The following is a 20,328-nucleotide window of genomic DNA, read 5'->3' as shown; positions in this document are numbered from 1 at the left end:
GGCTGTTCGGCGGTATCGCTGGTCCGTACGGGGCCGGGTGGTCCCCCATGTGTACGACGTGAACAGGACCGTGCTCCGGGGCAGGGTCCAGGATCGCAGTCATGCGCTTCACCCGCCGTCATCCGCTGCTCACCGCCGTGCTGCTGTGCGCGCTCGCCGTGCTCGCCGCCCGGCCCGCCGACGGCCCCCACGCCCCCGGCCACGGCTCCGCGTCCGGCATCGGTGCGGAAGTGGCGCGGCTGTACGAGGAAGCGGCGGCGGCGACGGAGCGGTACGAGGCCGGCCGGCGCGAGGCCGAGGAGCAGCGGGCCAGGGCACAGCGGCTGGAGGAGCGGCTCGACCGCGAGCGGCGGGAGATGACCGGGCTGCACGAGGACCTGGGCCGGATCGCGAGCTCCCAGTACCGGGACGGCGGCGGGCTGCCGCTCACCGCGCACATGCTGCTCGCCGATGATCCCGAAGAGCTGATGCGTGGTCAGCGGGCGGTGCGGCAGGCGGAGGTGTCGCTCGACAAGGCGATCGACAGGAGTGAACGGGCCGAGGCCCGGCTCGCCCGCGACGAGGCGAAGGCCGCGGCGGCGTGGAAGAGGCTGGAGAAGCAGAACACGGAACTCGTCGCCCTGCAGCAGGGCATCGAGCGGAAGCTCGAAGCGGCGCGGTGGAAGCTGCAGGGCCAGGCGGACGCCTCCGTCGCGGCCGGCGCCTGCCGCGGCGCGGTCCGCCTCGACCAGCCTCGGACGCGGTTCACCACCCACTGGGTGGCGCCGGTGGAGACGTACGAACTGTCCGCCTCCTACGGCAGCGGCGGCACCCGGTGGGCGAACCGGCACACCGGGCAGGACCTCGCGGTGCCGATCGGCACGCCGGTGCGGGCCGTGGGCTCCGGGAGGGTGGTGAAGGTGTCCTGCGGGGGAGCCTTCGGCATCGAGATCGTGCTCCGGCACGCGGGCGGCTACTACACGCAGTACGCCCATCTCGCCGCCGTCGCCGTCGACCAGGGGGACCGGGTGGCGCCCGGGCAGTGGATCGGCCAGTCCGGCACCAGCGGTAACTCCACCGGCCCGCATCTGCACTTCGAGGTGCGGGTCACGCCGGAGGCGGGGTCGGCGGTGGACCCCGTGTCGTGGCTGGCGCGGCACGGGGTGTCGCTCTGAGCTCCTGAGCGGTTACGGCCGCTCGTTCAGCAGCCGCTCGATCACCACGGCCACCCCGTCGTCGTTGTTGGCGACCGTGCGGCCCGAGGCGGCGGCGATCACGTCCGGGTGGGCGTTGCCCATCGCGTAGGAACGGCCGGCCCAGGTCAGCATCTCGACGTCGTTCGGCATGTCACCGAAGGCGACGACCTCCTCGTGCGAGATGCCCCGCTCGGCGCAGCACAGGGCGAGCGTGCTGGCCTTGGACACCTCGGGGCCGCTGATCTCCAGCAGGGCGCTGGGGCTGGAGCGGGTGACGTTGGCACGGTCGCCGACGGCGAGCCGGGCCAGGGTCAGGAAGGCGTCGGGGTCGAGCTCGGGGTGGTGGGCGAGGATTTTGAGCACCGGCTCGCCGGCGGTGGGGGAGTCCGCGGCCAGCAGGTCCTCGGCGGGAGCGAGCGTGTCCGGGATCTCCATGTGCAGCTTCGGGTACGCCGGCTCCTGGTTGAAGCCGAAGGTCTGCTCCACGGCGTACACCGTGCCCGGCGCGGCCTCGCGCAGCAGCCGTACGGCGTCCAGCGCGTTCTTCCGGGGCAGCTCGCGCACCTTCACGAAGCGGTGCGCGCCGGGTCCTCCGTGCAGGTCGACGACGGCCGCGCCGTTGCCGCAGATGGCGAGGCCGTGGCCGTGGACGTGGTCGCTGACGACGTCCATCCAGCGGGCCGGGCGGCCGGTGACGAAGAAGACCTCGACGCCCGCCTCCTCGGCGGCGGCGAGCGCGGCGACGGTGCGAGGGGACACCGACTTGTCGTCGCGCAGCAGGGTGCCGTCGAGGTCGGTGGCGATGAGCCGCGGTCGAGTGGTGGCTGCCTGGGTCTCGGGCTGTCGGGTCGCTGAGGTCACCCGGCCATTGTCCCGCATATGCCCGCACGACCGTGCGGGACTCCGCACATCTGAGTGGTTACCGTCGTCACCAGCGGTCTTTCCCGCACCCTGGGACAGCCGGGATCACCGCAGCTGCGCAGGCGCCTCCATGGCGATCCGTTCGAAGACCTTCTGGTCCGCGGCGAAGTCCGAGTCGGGGACGGGCCAGTGGATCACGATCTCGGTGAATCCCAGCTCGGCGTGGCGGCCCGCGAAGTCGACGAAGGCGTCCAGGGACTCCAGTGGGCGGCCCCGGTCCGGGGTGAATCCGGTGAGCAGGATCTTGTCCAGCCCGGTCACGTCCCGGCCGAGCTCGGCGCAGGCGTCGGCCAGCTTCTCCGCCTGGCCGCGCATGGCCTGAACCGACTGTTCGGGGGTGCCGTCCTCGTACAGCCGGGGGTCTCCCGTGGTCACCCAGGCCTGCCCGTGACGTGCCGCGAGCCGCAGCCCGCGCGGTCCTGTGGCCGCCACGGCGAACGGCAGCCGGGGCCGCTGCACACAGCCCGGGATGTTGCGCGCCTCGTGCGCCGCGTAGAAGTCGCCCTCGTACGACACCGAGTCCTCGGTGAGCAGCCGGTCGAGCAGGGACACGAACTCGGCGAAGCGGTCGGCGCGCTCGCGAGGTGTCCAGGGCTCCTGGCCGAGCGCCGTGGCATCGAAGCCGGTGCCGCCCGCGCCGATCCCGAGCGTGACCCGCCCGCCGGAGATGTCGTCGAGGGAGATGAGCTCCTTGGCGAGGGTCACCGGGTGCCGGAAGTTCGGCGAGGTCACCAGTGTGCCCAGCCGCATCCGGTCGGTCACGGCCGCGGCGGCGGTCAGGGTGGGAACGGCGCCGAACCAGGGGCCGTCCCGGAAACTGCGCCAGGACAGATGGTCGTAGGTGTACCCCGTGTGGAAGCCGAGTTCCTCGGCGCGCACCCACGCCGAACGGCTGCCCTCGTGCCAGCGGCGGTACGGGAGGATCACGGTGCTCAGGCGCAGAGTCATACCACCGAGCCTATGCGGCGGGCCGTGTTTCACGTGAAACGGTCAGGCCGTCGGCGTTCCGCCTCGGTGGCTCGCGGGAAACCGCAGGTACCGGCTCGGTACGACCCGGGTCAGCCACACGCCGTTCGCGCTCACGTGGAAGACATGGCCGTCCCGGTGCATGGCGGCCGCGTCCACGGACAGCACGACCGGGCGTCCCCGGCGGGCGCCGACGCGGGTCGCCGTCTCGCGGTCGGCGGAGAGGTGCACGTCGTGCCGGTTCATGGGACGCAGCCCCTCGGCGCGGATCGCCTCCAGGCTGCGGGCGACGGTGCCGTGGTACAGGTACGGCGGCGGGACGGCCGGTGCCAGCCCGAGGTCGACCTCGACGCTGTGGCCCTGGCTGGCGCGGATCCGGGTGCCCTCGACGGCGAAGCGCCGCTTGTCGTTGACGGCGACGACGTGGTCCAGTTCCTCCCGGGTGAACCGGAAGCCGTGCGCGGACGCCGCGGCGATCAGCGTGCCGATCTCGACCCAGCCGCCCTCGTCGAGGGTGAGCCCGATCCTCTCGGGCTGATGACGCAGATGCTTGGCGAGGTACTTCGACACCTTCACGGTGCGTCTTTCATCCATCCGCTCAGACTGCCGGGAGAGACGCGCATCACGCGATCGATTTACCTTCGGAGGTTTGATCCACAGCCAAGTGTGGTTATCCACAGGGGAATTGACGTCTGCTGTGGACAACCGGCCTCACATCGACCGGCCTCACCCGGACCGCCCTCACCACGGCGGCTTCACCCGCGCGATCCTCCGCAGCGCCCCCGGCACCCACCGCGACAGCGCATACGCGGCCCGCGCCTCCGGAGTGACCGGCACCACCGCCTCGTCACGCACCACCGCCCGCAGGATCGCGGCGGCGACCTTCTCCGGCGGGTAGTCGCGCAGCCCGTACAGGCGTGCCGCCCGCTTCCGCAGCCGCCGCTCCTCCTCGGCGTCCACGCCCGCGAAGCGCGCGGTGGAGGTGATGGGGGTGTTCACGAACCCGGGGCACACCGCCGTCACGCCGATGTCCCGGCCCGCCAGCTCCGCCCGCAGGCACTCGCTCAGCATCAGCACCGCCGCCTTGGACGTGCTGTAGGCGGGCAGCATCCTGGACGGCTGGAACGCCGCCGCCGAGGCGACGTTGACGATGTGGCCGCCCTGTCCGCGCTCGGCCATCCGCCGCCCGAAAAGCCGACAGCCGTGGATCACCCCCCACAGATTGACGTCGAGGACCTTCTTCCAGTCCTCCGGGGTGGTGTCGAAGAAGGAGCCGCCCAACCCGATGCCGGCGTTGTTCACCAGGACGTCCACCACGCCGTACTCCGTGGTGACCCGCTCGGCGAGCTTCTCCATGGCCGGCTCGTCGGACACGTCCACCGTCTCCGCCCAGGCCGCAGCCGCTCCGCGACCGCGGGCCTCCCCCGCGGTACGGGACGCGGCCGCCGCGTCCCGGTCGACCGCCAGCACGCGCGCGCCCGCCTCCGCGAACGCGAGCGCGGTCGCCCGCCCGATACCGCTGCCCGCCCCCGTGACCAGGACCAGTTGCCCGCCGAAGCGGTCGGCGTACCGGCCCGGAGCCGTCACCTCCGGCCGGCCGTCCTCCACGGACGCCACGAACTCACCGATCCACGTCGCCAGCAGGTCGGGGCGGGTGCGCGGCACCCAGTGCCGGGCCGGCAACGTCCGCCGGGTCAGTTGCGGCGCCCACAGCTCCAGCTCGTCGTGGAGCCGCTCCGAGAGGAACGCGTCCCCCAACGGCGTGATGAGCTGCACGGGCGCGTGCGCGTAGGCGTCGGCACGCGGGCTGCGCAGCCTGGGCCGCACATTGTCCCGGTAGAGCCACGCCCCGTGCGCCGCGTCCGACGGCAGGGACGAGGTCGGGTAACCGCCGCCGGGCACCTTCTCGACGCGCTCCAGGATCCGCGGCCAGCGCCTGCCCAACGGGCCGCGCCAGGCGAGCTCGGGCAGCACGGGGGTGTGCAGCAGGTACACGTACCAGGACTTGGCGCCCTGGCCCAGCAACTGGCCGATCCGGCGCGGGGTGGGCCGCTTCAGGCGGCGGTTGATCCAGTGCCCGAAGTGGTCGAGCGACGGCCCCGACATCGACGTGAAGGAGGCGATCCGCCCCGCGGTGCGTCCGACCGTGACGAACTCCCAGGACTGCACCGAACCCCAGTCGTGCCCCACCAGATGCACCGGCCGGCCCGGGCTGACCGCGTCGGCGACGGCCAGGAAGTCGTCGGTCAGCTTCTCCAGGGTGAACCCGCCGCGCAGCGGACGCGGCGCCGTGGACCGGCCGTGGCCCCGGACGTCGTACGCCACGACGTGGAAACGCCCGGCGAGCCGGGACGCGACCTCGGACCACACCTCCTTGCTGTCCGGATAACCGTGCACCAGGACGACCGTCGGCCGCCCGCGCTCACCCAGCTCGGCCACACACAGCTCGACCCCGCCCGTACGCACCCGGCGCTCCCGCGCCCCCGCCCACACCGTCCCCGACAAGCCGTCACCCCCTGCGGTCATGACTGCGCTACGTGTCCGTAACGTGACACGGGCGAATCTCGCAGTCGGCCGGAGTCCCGTCAAGGGCGGGCCGCCGGCTGTGGATAACTCCCCGGGAGGAGAACCCCCTACGGGCCCGTACGACTCCAGACGGACCCCAAGACGGCTCTCCGGTCTGACGACCGCAGTGGTACGGGTCACTACTGTCATGGACGTGACTGTGATCGCGACCGAAAGCCTGAGCAAGCGGTTCCCCCGGGTGACCGCTCTTGACCGGCTCTCCGTGGACGTCGGGCCCGGTGTGACCGGACTCGTCGGAGCCAATGGAGCCGGCAAGTCCACACTGATCAAGATCCTGCTGGGTCTGTCCCCCGCCACCGAGGGCCGCGCCGAAGTGCTCGGCCTCGATGTCGCCACCGAGGGCGCCGCCATCCGCGAACGGGTCGGCTACATGCCGGAGCACGACTGCCTGCCGCCGGACGTCTCGGCCACCGAGTTCGTCGTCCACATGGCGCGCATGTCCGGCCTGCCGCCCACCGCCGCGCGGGAGCGCACCGCGGACACCCTGCGCCACGTCGGCCTGTACGAGGAGCGCTACCGGCCCATCGGCGGCTACTCCACCGGCATGAAGCAGCGGGTGAAGCTCGCGCAGGCCCTCGTGCACGACCCCCAGCTGGTCTTCCTGGACGAGCCCACCAACGGCCTCGACCCGGTCGGCCGCGACGAGATGCTCGGCCTGATCCGCCGCATCCACACCGACTTCGGCATCTCGGTCCTGGTCACCTCCCACCTGCTGGGCGAACTGGAGCGCACCTGCGACCACGTCGTCGTCGTCGACGGCGGCAAGCTGCTGCGCTCCAGCTCCACCACGGACTTCACCCAGACCACCACGACCCTCGCGATCGAGGTCACCGACACCGACGAGCACCCGGACGGCACCCGCGCGGTGCGCGACGCGCTCCACGCGCGCGGGATGGGCGTCGAGGACGGCAGCGGACTGCCGGGCGCCGGACACATCCTGCTGCTCACCGCACAGGGCGAGGACACCTACGACCTGGTCCGGGACGTCATCGCCGACCTCGGCCTCGGTCTGGTGCGCATGGAACAGCGCCGGCACCACATCTCCGAGGTCTTCACGAACAGCGCCGAAAACAGCGACAAGAACAGCTACGAGCAGCGGAAGGAGGCGGTCGGCCATGGCAACTGAGCAGTCCATGCAGACACCAGCCACTGCAACGGGTGACACCCGTATCCACAACATCGGCTACCGCTCCTACGACGGCCCCCGCCTCGGCCGCTCCTACGCCAGGCTCTCGCTGTACTCGCAGTCCCTGCGCGGCTCCTACGGCCTCGGCCGCTCGGTGAAGTCCAAGGTGCTGCCGATGCTGCTGTTCGTGGTGATGTGCGTGCCCGCCGCCATCATGGTGGCCGTCGCCGTCGCCACCAAGGCCAAGGAACTGCCCCTCGACTACACGCGCTATGCGATCGTCATGCAGGCCGTCATCAGCCTGTACATCGCCTCGCAGGCCCCTCAGTCCGTCTCGCGCGACCTGCGCTTCAAGACCGTACCGCTGTACTTCTCGCGGCCCATCGAGACCGCCGACTACGTACGCGCCAAGTTCGCCGCGCTGGCGTCGGCCCTGTTCATCCTCACCGCCGCCCCCCTGCTGGTGCTGTACGTCGGCGCGCTGCTGGCCAAGCTCGACTTCACTGACCAGACCAAGGGATTCGCGCAGGGACTCGTCTCCGTGGCACTGCTCTCGCTGCTCTTCGCCGGCATCGGCCTGGTCATCGCCTCGGTCACCCCGCGCCGCGGCTTCGGCATCGCGGCCGTCATCGCCGTACTGACCATCTCCTACGGCGCGGTCTCCACCCTCCAGGCGATCGCGGACGTCCAGAGCAGCGGCGACGCCATCGCCTGGATCGGCCTGTTCTCGCCGATCACCCTCATCGACGGTGTGCAGTCCGCCTTCCTGGGCGCGACCTCCGCCTTCCCCGGCGGAATCGGCCCGAGCAACGCCGAGGGCGTCGTCTACGTCCTGTTCACCCTCGGTCTGATCACCGGCAGCTACGGCCTCCTGGTGCGTCGCTACAAGAAGGTAGGACTGTGACCACGCTCAGCATCGACCACGTCTCCCGCTGGTTCGGCAACGTGGTCGCCGTCAACGACATCACCATGACCATCGGCCCCGGCGTCACCGGACTCCTCGGCCCCAACGGCGCCGGAAAGTCCACCCTCATCAACATGATGGGCGGCTTCCTCGCCCCCTCCACCGGCACCGTCACCCTCGACGGACAGCAGGTGTGGCGCAACGAGGCCGTCTACCGGCACATCGGCATCGTCCCCGAACGCGAGGCGATGTACGACTTCCTCACCGGCCGCGAATTCGTCCTCGCCAACGCCGAACTCCACGGCCTGGGCGCCAAGGCCGCCCAGCAGGCACTGGCCACGGTCGAGATGGAGTACGCGCAGGACCGCAAGATCTCCACGTACTCCAAGGGCATGCGTCAGCGCGTGAAGATGGCGTCCGCGCTGGTCCACCAGCCGTCGCTGCTCCTCCTCGACGAGCCCTTCAACGGCATGGACCCGCGCCAGCGCATGCAGCTGATGGACCTGCTGCGGCGCATGGGCGACGAGGGCCGCACCGTGCTGTTCTCCTCCCACATCCTCGAAGAGGTCGAGCAGCTCGCCTGGCACATCGAGGTCGTCGTCGCCGGCCGGCACGCGGCCAGCGGTGACTTCCGCAGGATCCGCCGCCTGATGACGGACCGCCCGCACCGCTACCTGGTGCGCTCCAGCGACGACCGCGCCCTCGCGGCCGCGCTGATCGCCGACCCGTCGACGTCCGGCATCGAGGTCGACCACGCCGAGGGCGCGCTGCGCATCCAGGCCGTCGACTTCGGCCGCTTCACGGTCCTGCTGCCGAAGGTCGCGAAGGAACACGGCATCCGGCTGCTCACGGTCTCGCCGTCCGACGAGTCCCTCGAGTCCGTCTTCTCGTATCTCGTCGCGGCGTAGGAGGCCGAAAATGTACGACCCCACAGTCGCCCGGCTCACCTACCGGGCCCTGCTCGGCCGTCGCCGGGCCCTCATCCTGGGCGCGCTGCCCCTGCTGCTGATCGCGATCTCCCTGGCGGTGCGCGCCCTCAGCGGCGCCGACGACCAGACCGCGGCCGACGTCCTCGGCGGGTTCGCGCTCGCCACCATGGTGCCGATCATCGGTGTCATCGCCGGAACCGGAGCCATCGGCCCCGAGATCGACGACGGCTCGGTGGTGTACCTGCTGTCCAAGCCGATCAAGCGGCCCACGATCATCTATACCAAGCTGATCGTCGCCGTCGCCGTCACCATGGTGTTCTCGGCGGTGCCGACCCTGATCGCGGGCTTCATCCTCAACGGCAACGGACAGCAGGTCGCCGTCGCCTACACCGTGGCCGCGCTGGTCGCCTCCATCGCGTACGCGGCGCTCTTCCTGCTGCTCGGCACGGTCTCGCGGCACGCGGTGGTGTTCGGGCTGGTCTACGCGCTGGTCTGGGAGGCGCTGTTCGGCTCCCTGGTGCCCGGCGCGCGCACGCTGAGCGTCCAGCAGTGGTCGCTGGCGGTGGCGCAGAAGGTCTCCGGCGGTGACCTGGTCACCTCGGACGTGGGCCTGACGACCGCGACGGTGCTGCTGGCCACCGTCACCGTGCTGGCCACCTGGTACGCCGGCCAGAAGCTGCGCTCGCTGACACTCGCCGGCGAGGAGTGAGGCGTTCGCCCGCCGGTTTATTCGGTGGCGTCCGACTTGCCCGGCGGGCAGAGTGGTTGTGTCCGCATCGCCGGGAAAGTCCGGCGTCACCTGCTGGGAGAGGAGTGGGACGGTGTCCATGCACGGCACGTCCCACTTCTGTCAGGGCAGCCCGCGGCGGACTCTGGAGTCATCCCTACCGCTCCGTTGAGTCCGCCCGTACGGGGAGCTGTCCGGGGCGGCCGCTTCGAGCACGCGCAGTCTGTCGCGTGGGCCGCCCCTCCCTGCTTCGTTGCGGCGGGGCGGGTGGGGTTGCGCAACCCGGCGCTTCGAGGTGCCCCCGCTCTCGGCTTCGCTGGAGCGGGGGGACCCCATGAGCGGGGAGGTGCCCCCACCGCCCATCCGTGCCGCTGGGGGCACCTCCCAGGCCCTTAAAGCACTGGGGGAGGCACGACTTGCCCGCAGCTATGCCGACAGGCGTTCCAGGACCACCGCGATGCCGTCCTCCTCGTTGGAGGCCGTCACCTCGTCGGCCACCGCCTTCAGGCCCTCGTGGGCGTTGGCCATGGCCACGCTGTGGGCGGCCCAGGCGAACATCGGGATGTCGTTCGGCATGTCGCCGAAGGCGATCGTCTCCGCGGCCTTCACGCCCAGCCGACGCGCCGCCAGCGACAGCCCCGTGGCCTTCGACAGGCCGAGCGGGAGCAGCTCGACGATGCCCTCGCCCGCCATGGTGACGGTGACGAACCCGCCCGCCGCGCGGGTGGCCGCGTCGGCGAGCTCGTCCGAGGCCATGGCCGGGTGCTGGATGTACAGCTTGTTCAGCGGCGCCGTCCACAGGTCCGACGCGTCCGTGAACGGCGTCGCGGGCAGCCCGCCCACGACCTCGTAACCGGGACCGACCAGCACCTCCCCGTCCAGACCGTCGCGGCTCGCCGCCAGGTGCAGCGGGCCGACCTCCGCCTCGATCTTGGCCAGCGCCACCCCGGCCAGCTGCCGGTCCAGGGTCACCGACGTCAGCAGGCGGTGCGTCCCGGCGTCGTACACCTGGGCGCCCTGACCGCAGACGGCGAGGCCCTCGTAGCCGAGGTCGTCGAGTATCGGGCGGGTCCACGGCACCGCGCGGCCGGTGACGACGATGTGCGCGGCGCCCGCCGCGGTGGCCGCCGCGAGCGCGTCACGGGTGCGGCGGGAGACCGAGTGGTCGTTCCGCAGCAGCGTGCCGTCGAGGTCGGTGGCGATGAGCCGGTACGGGAAGGTCGCGGGGGCGGTGCTCACTTGGTGACCGGCTCCAGGATCTCCCGGCCGCCCAGGTACGGACGCAGCACCTCCGGCACACGCACGGAGCCGTCGGCCTGCTGGTGGTTCTCCAGGATCGCCACGATCGTGCGCGGCACGGCGCACAGCGTGCCGTTGAGCGTGGCCAGCGGCCGCACCTTCTTGTCCTCACGGACGCGGATCGACAGCCGGCGCGACTGGAACTCGGTGCAGTCCGAGGTCGAGGTCAGCTCGCGGTACTTGCCCTGGGTCGGGATCCACGCCTCGCAGTCGTACTTGCGCGCGGCCGAGGAACCCAGGTCGCCCGAGGCGACGTCGATCACCCGGAACGGCAGCTCCAGCGAGGTCAGCCACTGCTTCTCCCACTCCAGCAGCCGCTGGTGCTCCGCCCGGGAGTCCTCCGGGGCGACATACGAGAACATCTCGACCTTGTCGAACTGGTGTACGCGGAAGATGCCCCGGGTGTCCTTGCCGTGCGAACCGGCCTCGCGGCGGAAGCAGGGCGAGAAGCCCGCGTACCGCAGCGGCAGCCGGTCGGCGTCGATGATCTCGTCCATGTGGTACGCGGCCAGCGCCACCTCGGACGTGCCGACCAGGTAGAGGTCGTCCTTGTCCAGGTGGTACACGTCCTGGGACGCCTGGCCGAGGAAGCCGGTGCCCGCCATCGACTGGGGGCGCACCAGCGCGGGGGTCAGCATCGGCGTGAAGCCGGCGGCCGTGGCCTGGGCCATCGCGGCGTTCACCAGGGCGAGCTCGAGCAGCGCGCCGACGCCGGTCAGGAAGTAGAAGCGGGAGCCCGAGACCTTGGCGCCGCGCTCGACGTCGATGGCTCCGAGGAGCTGGCCGAGCTCCAGGTGGTCCTTGGGCGCGAAGCCCTCGGCGTCGAAGTCACGGATGCTGCCGTGCTTCTCCAGCGTGACGAAGTCCTCCTCGCCGCCGACGGGCACGTCGGGGTGGACGAGGTTGCTCAGCTTGAGCAGCAGGTCCTGGGTCTCGCTCGCCGCGGCGTCGCGGTCGGCGTCGGCCGCCTTGACGTCGGCGGCGAGCCGGCCGGCCCGCTTCAGCAGCTCGGCCTTCTCGTCACCGGCCGCCTTGGGGATGAGCTTGCCGAGCGACTTCTGCTCGGCGCGCAGCTCGTCGAAGCGGACGCCGGACGACCTGCGCCGCTCGTCGGCAGACAGGAGGGCGTCGACGAGCGCGACGTCCTCTCCACGGGCGCGCTGCGAAGCACGCACACGGTCGGGGTCCTCACGAAGCAGGCGAAGGTCAATCACGCGGTCAAGGCTACCGGTGCGGGGTGACGCCTCACGACCCACTATTGCGGTGCGGCGGCACGCGCTCCTTTATGGGGCAATTGCGCAAAGTGTTCCACAAAGTCAATGAATGGGGCGCTCCCCCCGGAACGGGTCAGTTCGCGGGCTGCCGGTTGACCGGAATTCCTTGCGCGGTACGGAACTTGGGCTTCGGTTGTCCACAGGTATCCCCACCCTCGGGAAGTTATCCACAGGTTGTGGGGAAGGTCTGTGGACATCGGAATCGATCACTCCGAAATGCCTGATCAAGGCCGAGGATTCCCAGGGCAAACCCCCTTCATCCCCACTTTTGAGTGGAAAGGGATCACCCTAAAGGGTTGACCAAAGGAAAAGGGTGGACGAAGCGTGATGCGCGGGACGATGAACAAGGTCATCCCCTGTGGAGCGATTTGTCGACCCGATGCGGCTTCGGTGTCGACTTGTCCCCACATGGAGAAGCGGACCTGTGGATAACTCCTGTGGACAACGAAAATCAGCAGGTAGGACCTGGCCCGTCCTCCCCGGCCCTGTCAGAACCGCCCGTCCTGGCACCGCGCGACCCAGTCCGCCGCCCCCGCGAACTCCTCGTCCGACGTCCCGGGGAACAGCGGACGCACCTCCTCGGGACGTACGTCCGCACGCGGGTACGAACCGAGGAAGCGCACCTGCAGACAGATCCGCTTGAGCCCCGTCAGCGCCTCGGCCATCCGGCGGTCCGAGATATGGCCCTCGGCGTCGATGCAGAAGCAGTAGTTGCCGATCCCGGCACCGGTCGGCCGGGACTGGAGCAGCATCAGGTTGATGCCGCGGGTGGCGAACTCGCCCAGCAGGTCGCGCAGACCACCGGGGTGGTCGTCGCGCTGCCACAGCACGACGGAGGTCTTGTCGGCGCCCGTGGGCGCGGCGGGCCGGGCGGGGCGGCCCACCAGCACGAACCGGGTCTGGGCGTTCTCCGCGTCGTGGATCTCCGTCTCCAGGGCCTCCAGGCCGTACCGGGCGGCGGCGAACTCACCGGCGAAGGCGGCGTCGTACCGGCCTTCCTGGACCAGTCGCGCACCGTCCGCGTTGGAGGCGGCCGACTCCCAGACGGCGTCCGGGAGATGTCTCCTGAGCCAGTTGCGGACCTGCGGCTGGGCGGCCGGGTGGGCGGTGACCGTCTTGATGTCCGACAGCTTGGTGCCCGGACGGACGAGCAGTGCGAAGGTGATCGACAGCAGCACTTCGCGGTAGATCATCAGCGGGGTGCCCGCGACCAGTTCGTCGAGGGTGGTGGTGATGCCGCCCTCGACGGAATTCTCGATGGGGACGAACGCGGCCTCGGCCTCGCCGACGCGCACCGCGTCGAGCGCGGACTGTACGGACACGTACGGGATCAGCTCACGGGTGGCCGCCTCGGGAAGCGTGCGCAGGGCGACTTCGGTGAAGGTGCCCTCTGGGCCGAGATACGCATAGCTCGCTGGCATGACCTCACCCTAATGGGCCCCGGTCGACGGCAGCCCGGCAAGAGCGCTCAGGGGTGACGCGGGACGGTTCTCATCCCTCCAGCAGTCGTTGCCCCACATACTCTCCCTCCGCCGCGCCGCCCGGCACCGCGAACAGTCCGCTCGCCTCGTGACGGACGAACGGGGTCAGGGCGTCGCCCCGGTCGAGCTTGCGCTGCACCGGCACGAAGCCGCGCAGCGGATCGGCCTGCCAGCAGATGAACAGCAGCCCGGCGTCCGGCGCCCCGTCCGCGTCGATGCCGTCGTGGTACGAGAACGGGCGGCGGAGCATGGCGGCACCGCCGTTCTGGTCGGGCCGGGTGATCCTCGCGTGGGCGTTGACGGGGACGACCAGGTTGCCCCGGGAATCCGTCTTCTCCAGGTCCATCTCGGAGGTCTCGGCGCCCCCGGACAGCGGTGCCCCGTCGGACTTGCGGCGTCCGATGACGCTCTCCTGCTCCTTGACCGGCAGCTTCTCCCAGTCGTCGAGCAGCATGCGGATACGGCGTACGACGGCGTAGGAGCCGTTCGCCATCCAGGCGGGCTCGCTCTTCTCGGGGACGAAGATCCGCTCGTCGAAGTCGGGTTCGGCGGGCTTGGGGTTGCGGGTGCCGTCGACCTGGCCCATCAGGTTGCGGGCGGTCATGGGGTGGGCGGTGGCGCCGGGTGAGCGGTTGAAGCCGTTCATCTGCCAGCGCACCTTGGCCGCGGAGCCCGCGTCCTTCTGGACGGCGCGCAGGGCGTGGAAGGCCACGAGGGCGTCGTCGGCGCCGATCTGCACCCACAGGTCGCCGTTGCTGCGCGCCTTGTCGAGGCGGTCGGAGGAGAAGTCGGGCAGCGGGTCCAGGGCGAGTGGGCGCTGCTTCTCCAGGCCGGTGCGCCCGAAGAAGCTGTGGCCGAAGCCGAAGGTGAGGGTCAGTGAGGAGGGGCCGGCGTCGCGGGCCACGCCGGTGTCGTCCTGCGCGCTGGGCTCGCCCGCCATCAGCCGGCGGGCGGTGTCCGACCAGCGGCGCAGCAGTGCGGCCGCCTCCTTGCGTCCGGCTCCGGGGGCGAGGTCGAACGCGATGAGATGGCCGCGGGCCTGGAGCGGCTGGGTGATGCCGGGCTGATGTTTCACGTGAAACTCGACCCGGCTGTCGCCCACCGACGTCAGCGGGGTGGCTCCGGCGGGCGCCGACGCGTATCCCACGGCCCCGCCCGCGGCTCCCAGTACGAGTCCGGTGGCACCGGCCGTACCGAGCAGCCGGCGTCGGGAGAGGCCGTTCCCGGCGGTCCGGCCCCGGGGCTCCTCCCGGGGCGACTCGGGTTCCCGGACCTGCGGGATGGAATGGTCAACCATGGTGGTTCAGCCGATCTGCGCGTTCTTCGAGACGGTCACCTGGTCGATGTCGGAGGTCCGCACGGTCACCTCGATCTTCCAGTCGCCCGTCATGGGGATCTGTACTCCGCTCGCCGACCAGTGGCCGGTGGTGATGTGGTCGGGGACGACGGGCAGTGGCCCGATGTCCTGGGCGGAGAGGGTGAGGGCGATCTTCACTTCGGGGATGTCGACGGCCTGGCCGTCGGGACCCTCCACATAGACGTGCATGGTGTTGTCGCCGGCCCGGGCGGGGTCGAGATCGACCGTGACGACGCCCTTGCCGTTCTCGCCGCCGGTGTCGAAGGGCATGTTCAGTGTCACCGCGCCGGTGCCCTGGCCGGTCGAGGCGGACGACGAGGACGAGGCGGAGGTGGAGGTGGCCGCCTCGGCCTCCTGCTCCGTACGTCCCGGCTCGGTCTGCGTCAGCACGGTGGTGACGGCGAGCAGGACGACAGCGATGCCCGCTTCGGCGAGTACGGAACGGCGCAGACCGAAGCGGTTGGGGTCGGCGTCGCGCAGCCGCTTCTGCCGGGTGCTCTCCATCGCGGCCCGCTGCCGGGCGAGCTGAGCGGCCCGGGCGGCGTCGCCCTTCTCGGCCCCGGTGGCTCTGCCCGCCCCCGCCGGCTGCTTCTCCTCCTCGCGCGCCGCCGGGGCCGAGGCCGGTGCCGTTGCCAGCCGTGCCGTCCAGCGCCGGGAGAGGGAGGCGATCGCGACCAGGACCGCCATGAGCCCGATCTTGGCGAGCAGCAGCTGCCCGTACCGGGTGTCGGTGAACGCCGACCAGGAGCCGAGCTGCCGCCAGCTCTGGTAGGCGCCGGTGACGACCAGCGTCACCACGCTGCCGAAGGCGAGCCGGGAGAACCGCTGGACGGCGTCCTGGTCGACCGGGGTGTCGGCGGGTGCCCGGTAGAGGGCGACGAGCAGGGTGGTGAGTCCGCCGAGCCAGGCGGCGACGGCCAGCAGGTGGAGCACGTCGACGGGCATGGCGATGCCGGGCTGGAGTCCCTGGGAGGCGTGCTCGGACATGGCCCAGCTGGCGGCGAGTCCGGCCGCCACGACCGTTCCGCCGATCGCCAGGCCGAAGGTCAGGTCCCGCTTCTCCTCGGCCTCCCGTTTGTCATAGGCACCGAACAGCACCGCGATGAACAGGGCCGCCGCGGCGAGCAGCAGCAGCCGGGACACCAGCGCCGCGCCGGTCTTCGTCTGGAGCACGTCCCCGAGCAGCGACAGGTCGAAGACGTCGCCGACCGTGCCGGAGGTGGTGTAGGAGCCGCGCAGGAGCAGCAGTGCGAGTGTGGCCGCGGTGAGTACCAGCCAGCCGGAGACGACCAGCCGCTGTACCGCCCGCACCCCGGAACCGCGCCCCCAGCAGGCGAGCACGAAGGCGGCCCCGCCGGCCATGACGACGAAGCCGGCGTACGACACGTAGCGGCCGATGCCGTACAGCCAGTCGATCAGGCCGTCGTCGGAGGCCTGCGCGGAGACCGAAACGGAGGTCTGGGAGGGTGCGCCGATGGAGAAGGTGAAGGCGCCGGCGACGGGGTGGCTGTCCGCGGACACCACCTGGTAGGCCACGGTGTACGTGCCGTCGGGCAGCCCGCTGAGCAGCCGCACGGTGTACGTCGTGCCGCTGGGGTTGGCAGGGGCGCCCTTGTCGACGCGCTCGCCCTTGGGGCCGAGGACGCGCACGGCGTCGTCGCTCACCGCGATCTGCTCGGAGAAGGTGAGCGAGACCTGGGTGGGCGCCGTGTCGACCACCGCCCCCTGCCCGGGGTCGCTGCCGGTCAGCGCGGCGTGCGCGGAGGCGGGAGCGGCTCCGGCGAGGAGCGCGCCGGTGACGGCCAGGAGCAACAGCACCAGGGTCCGCACGCGGGGGGCGATGGTCTGGGTCACAGGGGTGTCTCCCTCAGTGTCCGGTCTTCGGGGTGTAGGTGGCCGGCTTCACCGGGATCTCGACCGTGACGGGGTCGGACCGGTCGAAGCGCAGCTCGACGGTGACCTTCTGACCCTGCTTCGGCTTCCGCTTCAGCTGCTCGAACATCAGGTGGTTGCCGCCGCTCTCCAGCACCAGGCTGCCGTGGGCCGGGATGTCGAGGGCCTCGACCTCCCGCATGGCCCCGTCGACGGTCTCGTGCACGGTGATCTGGCCGGCGACGTCGCTGCCGACCGAGGTCAGCCGGTCCGCGGAGTCGCCCTCGTTGGTGATGGTGAGGAAGCCGGCGGCCATGTCGGAGACCGGCTGCGGCATGTACGCGGAACCGACGGACAGCTCCGCCGTGCCGTCGTCCGGGCCGCCGCAACCCGTCAGGGCCAGCGCCCCGGCGATGATCAGGGCCGTGGTTGCCGGGCGCCTCACGGGTTCTCGCCCTTGATGATCCTGGGGAGGTCCTTGGTGTAGTCCTCGACGGTGGCGTCCTCGCCGTAGAGGACGTAACCGCCGTCGGTCTTCGGGGAGAAGGCGATGACCTGGGTGCCGTGGTCGGAGACGGTCTTGCCGTTGTCGTCCTTGCGCGGCGGGTCGATCGAGATGCCGAGGGTGCGGGCACCGGCCTGGATGGTGTCGAAGTCGCCGGTCAGGCCGACGACCTGGGAGTCGATGCCCTTGAGCCACGTGCCCAGGGCGGCGGAGGTGTCGCGCTCCGGGTCGGTGGTGACGAACACGATCCGCAGCTCGTCCTGTTGTTCCCGGGGCAGCTGCTTCTTGGCCACGGCGAGGTTGTTCATGGTCAGCGGGCAGACGTCGGGGCAGTGGGTGTAGCCGAAGTAGATCAGTGTGGGCCTGCCCGCGGTCCGCTCGCGGAGGTCGTACTCCTTGCCCCGGGTGTCGGTGAGGACGAGGTCCGGCTTCTCGAACGGCTTGTCGAGGACGGTGGCAGCCTTCCGGGCGCCGGCCTCCTCGGACACCACGGCGACGGGCTTGCCGCTGTCGCCGGCTCCGCTGCCGCAGGCGGACAGGGTGAGGGAGGCGACGGCGAGCAGGGCCGCGGCCGCGAAGGTCTTCTTGCGCATGAATGGTCCTGAGGGGTGGGTGTTCCGGCGCGCACCGGGAGGCCACGGGGCCGTGGGCGACCCGGTGCGCGCCGTCGAGAGGAGGGAGGTGGTCAGGCGGTGGTGCGCCGACGCCCGGCGAGGACGCCGTAGGCGACGCCCGCGGCGCCGACCACGATGCCGACGACGCCCAGGACGCGGGCGGTGGTGTCCGTACCGCCGGAGTCGCCCTCGTCGTCGGAGGCGGAGGTCTGGGCGGAGGCGTTCTCGGCCGCCGCGGTGTCGTCGGAGGCCTTGTCGTCGGCTGCGGCACCGTGCGAGTGGCCGTCTTCGGAGGCCTCGGACAGGGTGAGCACGGGGGCAGGGTGCTCGGGCTCCTCCTGGCCCTCCTGCGGCACCTCGATCCAGCGGACGACCTCCTTGTTGGAGTACGTCTGCAGGGCCTTGAAGACGAGTTCGTCGGCGTCCTCGGGCAGTGTGCCGACGGACACCGGGAACTTCTGGAAGAAGCCGGGCTCGATGCCGTCGCCCTTGGCGGTCCAGGTGACCTTGGAGACGGCCTCGTTGATCTTCTCGCCGTGCATCTCGAGCGGCTTGTCCAGCTTGGACTTGGTGACCTTGACGTCCCAGCCCTCGACCGGCTGCGGCATCACGGACGCCAGCGGGTGGTCCGTGGGGAAGGTGATCTCGAGCTTGGTGGTCGAGGCGTTGTCCCGCTCGTTGGGGACCTTGAAGCCGACGACCGCGTAGCCGCCCTTCGCGGCCTCACCCTCCGGCTGCACACTGACGTGCGCGAAGCAGGGGGTGGACACGGCGAGGACGGCGGCACCGGCGGCGGCACCGGCGGCGGCGATACGGGAAGCCTTCATGGCAGAAGCACTCCGCTTCGATTGAGGTTTCACTGACGGTGAGGGACGTGCCGCGCGTACGGCCGGACGAGCCTTTCGGGCAGGACGGCCGGGCGCACACAAGAACGGCCGCACGCGCGCGTGCCGCACGCCGGCGCCCCTCTCCTCGGTCGAAGCCCGGAGTGGTGGTCGCCTCGCGTCAGGCGGCGAGAGCGAGTGCGGTGACGGCGGCCGGCGGGCCCCGGCGGATCACCGTGTGATGCAGCTCGGCAGCACGGGGTGGGAGCGGGGCGAGCAGCGCGGTGCGCGCCATGCGCGGGGCCCCTTCCGGTGCTCCCGGGAGCCCGGCGCGCAGGGCACGCACCAGGGCGAGCGCCGCGCGGAGGGACCGTACGAGGGCGCCCTCGACGACACCGTGCGCCGACAGTTCGGCCAGCCGCAGCAGGGCCAGGTCACCGCGGCGCAGCAGCCATCCCGCGGCCAGCGCCGCGAGGACGTGGCCGAGCAGCATCGGCAGGGACGGCAGCAGGGACGCCGGGGCGTCCGCGACGGCCTCCGCGTGGGTGGCGGCCCCGGCGTGGTGGACCCGCGCCTCGATGAGGACGCGCTCGGCCCGAGCGGGGCTGAGCCCCGCCGCGGTGGTCCCGCACAACAGCCGCGCGGCCTGCTCGATCAGCGCGGCGTCGGAGAGCGCGGAGGACGAACCCGTGGCGGGTGTGCCGTGCTGTCCCAGGCCGAAGAGTGTGTGCAGGGCCGTCTGGCCGCACGCCAGCAGCACCGCGATTCCCGGCAGCGACCGGGCGCGTCCGGCGAGCGGCGCGGCGACCGCGAAGACCCCGAGGAAGCCCGCGCCCAGTGTCCACAGCGGTACGTCGGCGCAGGAGGCGAGCGTGTGGCCCGCCCCGGCCAGCACGACGCAGACCGCGGCGAACACCGCGGCCCGCAGGATCCGGAGTCCTCGTCCGGAGCGCATCGTGCGCGGGTGGGGGGCAGACATGGCGCGCTCATCATCGCACCAGCCCACCGGTCGCCGTACGGCAGGTCCACAAGATGAGGTACGACCGGAAGATCACATCTGCCACGGCACGCCCCACATACACCTGTCGGTTCCACGACACACCCGCCATATGGGCGGTGTCACGTCGACTCCATGCTTACGAGCGAGAACTCAGGGCAATACGTAACGGTATGTCGAGCCGCAGCCAGGAGGCTGGAGCATGAGCATCTGGTGGTCACTCCATCTGCGGCGCGATGCCGCCAGCGTGCCGCTCGCCCGGCGCCTGCTGCTCGGCACCATGGAGACCGCGGGCGTCGACCCCGACATCTCCTACGACCTCTCCGTCGCCCTCGGCGAGGCCTGCGCCAACGCGGTCGAGCACGGCGGGGGCACCGCGCGGGGCGGCACCTCGGAGGCGTTCCGGGTGACCGCCTATCTCGACGGCGAGAAGTGCCGCATCGAGGTCACCGACGCGGGCCCCGGCTTCCCCGGCGCGACCGGGAACCGCTCCCGTCGGCCGGCCCGTCCCGCGCCGGCCGACGCCGAGCACGGACGGGGCCTGTGTCTCATCCAGGAGCTCGCCGACCACGTCCACATCGGCAACAAGCCGGGCCGGGGCGGCGCGGTGGTGAGTTTCGACAAAATACTCAAGTGGCGCGAGAACGCCCCGCTCGTCGCGGTGTAGCGGTGGGGGGGGGGCCGGTGGGGCCCCGCACCACAGGGGTGGGGGCCGCCCACGAGGGGGGCCGACAACCACCGACCCCCGGCCGCCCCCCCCGGCGCCCCGGC

19 protein-coding genes are annotated in these 20,328 nt (G+C 71.4%); 6 read left to right on the top strand and 13 right to left on the bottom strand.

The genetic code is table 11. The features are described 5' to 3' along the window. Nucleotides 1–101 precede the first annotated feature (101 nt). The gene (locus ACFXAE_RS28510) at nt 102–1,154 is read left to right on the top strand and encodes a M23 family metallopeptidase (protein WP_384719928.1); all 1,053 of its coding nucleotides are present in this window, start codon (nt 102–104) and stop codon (nt 1,152–1,154) included. A gap of 12 nt (nt 1,155–1,166) precedes the next feature. Here the strand turns inward: ACFXAE_RS28510 and ACFXAE_RS28505 are convergent, their stop codons facing one another. From ACFXAE_RS28505 to ACFXAE_RS28490, 4 genes are all read right to left on the bottom strand, one after another. After that, nucleotides 1,167–2,054 carry an HAD family hydrolase gene (locus ACFXAE_RS28505; protein WP_384719926.1) on the bottom strand — a complete coding sequence of 296 codons (888 nt, stop codon included), beginning with the start codon at nt 2,052–2,054 and terminating at the stop codon, nt 1,167–1,169. Between the two features lie 87 nt (nt 2,055–2,141). Then, on the bottom strand, nt 2,142–3,044 hold the full coding sequence (locus ACFXAE_RS28500) for an LLM class flavin-dependent oxidoreductase (protein ID WP_384719924.1): 903 nt from the start codon (nt 3,042–3,044) through the stop codon (nt 2,142–2,144). 42 nt (nt 3,045–3,086) lie between these two features. After that, complete coding sequence (locus tag ACFXAE_RS28495) at nt 3,087–3,656, bottom strand: RNA 2'-phosphotransferase (RefSeq protein WP_384719922.1); 570 nt, start codon at nt 3,654–3,656, stop codon at nt 3,087–3,089. 147 nt (nt 3,657–3,803) lie between these two features. Beyond that, nucleotides 3,804–5,588 (bottom strand): SDR family oxidoreductase, encoded by a 1,785-nt coding sequence (locus ACFXAE_RS28490; protein WP_384719920.1) that lies wholly within the window; start codon nt 5,586–5,588, stop codon nt 3,804–3,806. 187 nt (nt 5,589–5,775) lie between these two features. Here ACFXAE_RS28490 and ACFXAE_RS28485 point away from each other — a divergent pair, with 187 nt between their 5' ends. From ACFXAE_RS28485 to ACFXAE_RS28470, 4 genes are read left to right on the top strand one after another with little or no spacing between them, the layout of a single operon-like run. Further along, entirely contained in the window at nt 5,776–6,774 is a 999-nt protein-coding gene (locus ACFXAE_RS28485) for an ABC transporter ATP-binding protein (RefSeq protein ID WP_384719918.1), read from the top strand. After that, the gene (locus tag ACFXAE_RS28480) at nt 6,764–7,678 is read left to right on the top strand and encodes an ABC transporter permease (protein ID WP_384719916.1); all 915 of its coding nucleotides are present in this window, start codon (nt 6,764–6,766) and stop codon (nt 7,676–7,678) included. The genes ACFXAE_RS28485 and ACFXAE_RS28480 overlap by 11 nt, the downstream gene beginning before the upstream one ends. Then, the gene (locus ACFXAE_RS28475; RefSeq protein ID WP_384719914.1) at nt 7,675–8,586 is read left to right on the top strand and encodes an ABC transporter ATP-binding protein; all 912 of its coding nucleotides are present in this window, start codon (nt 7,675–7,677) and stop codon (nt 8,584–8,586) included. Before ACFXAE_RS28480 ends, ACFXAE_RS28475 begins: the two co-directional genes overlap by 4 nt. A gap of 10 nt (nt 8,587–8,596) precedes the next feature. Next, a complete protein-coding gene (locus ACFXAE_RS28470; protein ID WP_384719912.1) occupies nt 8,597–9,316 on the top strand; it encodes an ABC transporter permease subunit in 720 nt (239 codons plus the stop codon). A 444-nt stretch (nt 9,317–9,760) separates the two neighbouring features. Here ACFXAE_RS28470 and ACFXAE_RS28465 read toward each other — a convergent pair whose 3' ends face one another. From ACFXAE_RS28465 to ACFXAE_RS28425, 9 genes are all read right to left on the bottom strand, one after another. Further along, the gene (locus tag ACFXAE_RS28465) at nt 9,761–10,573 is read right to left on the bottom strand and encodes an HAD family hydrolase (RefSeq protein ID WP_384719910.1); all 813 of its coding nucleotides are present in this window, start codon (nt 10,571–10,573) and stop codon (nt 9,761–9,763) included. Continuing rightward, on the bottom strand, nt 10,570–11,847 hold the full coding sequence (serS, locus tag ACFXAE_RS28460) for a serine--tRNA ligase (protein ID WP_384719908.1): 1,278 nt from the start codon (nt 11,845–11,847) through the stop codon (nt 10,570–10,572). Before serS ends, ACFXAE_RS28465 begins: the two co-directional genes overlap by 4 nt. A gap of 548 nt (nt 11,848–12,395) precedes the next feature. Continuing rightward, nucleotides 12,396–13,328: a prephenate dehydratase gene (gene pheA, locus ACFXAE_RS28455; RefSeq protein ID WP_384719906.1), complete on the bottom strand. Its 933-nt coding sequence runs from the start codon at nt 13,326–13,328 to the stop codon at nt 12,396–12,398. A gap of 70 nt (nt 13,329–13,398) precedes the next feature. Beyond that, the gene (gene efeB / locus ACFXAE_RS28450; RefSeq protein ID WP_384719904.1) at nt 13,399–14,685 is read right to left on the bottom strand and encodes an iron uptake transporter deferrochelatase/peroxidase subunit; all 1,287 of its coding nucleotides are present in this window, start codon (nt 14,683–14,685) and stop codon (nt 13,399–13,401) included. A 6-nt stretch (nt 14,686–14,691) separates the two neighbouring features. Then, nucleotides 14,692–16,599: a copper resistance CopC/CopD family protein gene (locus tag ACFXAE_RS28445; protein ID WP_384719902.1), complete on the bottom strand. Its 1,908-nt coding sequence runs from the start codon at nt 16,597–16,599 to the stop codon at nt 14,692–14,694. A 13-nt stretch (nt 16,600–16,612) separates the two neighbouring features. Further along, nucleotides 16,613–17,062, bottom strand: coding sequence for a copper chaperone PCu(A)C (locus ACFXAE_RS28440; RefSeq protein ID WP_384719900.1), 450 nt, complete (start codon nt 17,060–17,062; stop codon nt 16,613–16,615). Further along, complete coding sequence (locus ACFXAE_RS28435) at nt 17,059–17,715, bottom strand: SCO family protein (protein WP_384719898.1); 657 nt, start codon at nt 17,713–17,715, stop codon at nt 17,059–17,061. Before ACFXAE_RS28435 ends, ACFXAE_RS28440 begins: the two co-directional genes overlap by 4 nt. Before the next feature lie 92 nt (nt 17,716–17,807). Continuing rightward, a complete protein-coding gene (locus ACFXAE_RS28430) occupies nt 17,808–18,563 on the bottom strand; it encodes a YcnI family protein (RefSeq protein WP_384719896.1) in 756 nt (251 codons plus the stop codon). Nucleotides 18,564–18,741: 178 nt separating this feature from the next. Next, nucleotides 18,742–19,539 (bottom strand): hypothetical protein, encoded by a 798-nt coding sequence (locus ACFXAE_RS28425; RefSeq protein WP_384719894.1) that lies wholly within the window; start codon nt 19,537–19,539, stop codon nt 18,742–18,744. 220 nt (nt 19,540–19,759) lie between these two features. Here ACFXAE_RS28425 and ACFXAE_RS28420 point away from each other — a divergent pair, with 220 nt between their 5' ends. Next, complete coding sequence (locus ACFXAE_RS28420) at nt 19,760–20,224, top strand: ATP-binding protein (RefSeq protein ID WP_384719892.1); 465 nt, start codon at nt 19,760–19,762, stop codon at nt 20,222–20,224. Nucleotides 20,225–20,328: the final 104 nt, after the last annotated feature.

The sequence above is a fragment of the Streptomyces sp. NPDC059454 genome (assembly GCF_042749965.1).
Taxonomy (GTDB): domain Bacteria; phylum Actinomycetota; class Actinomycetes; order Streptomycetales; family Streptomycetaceae; genus Streptomyces.
Note: the sequence above shows the minus strand (reverse complement) of the source record. Positions and strands in the feature narration are given on the sequence as shown.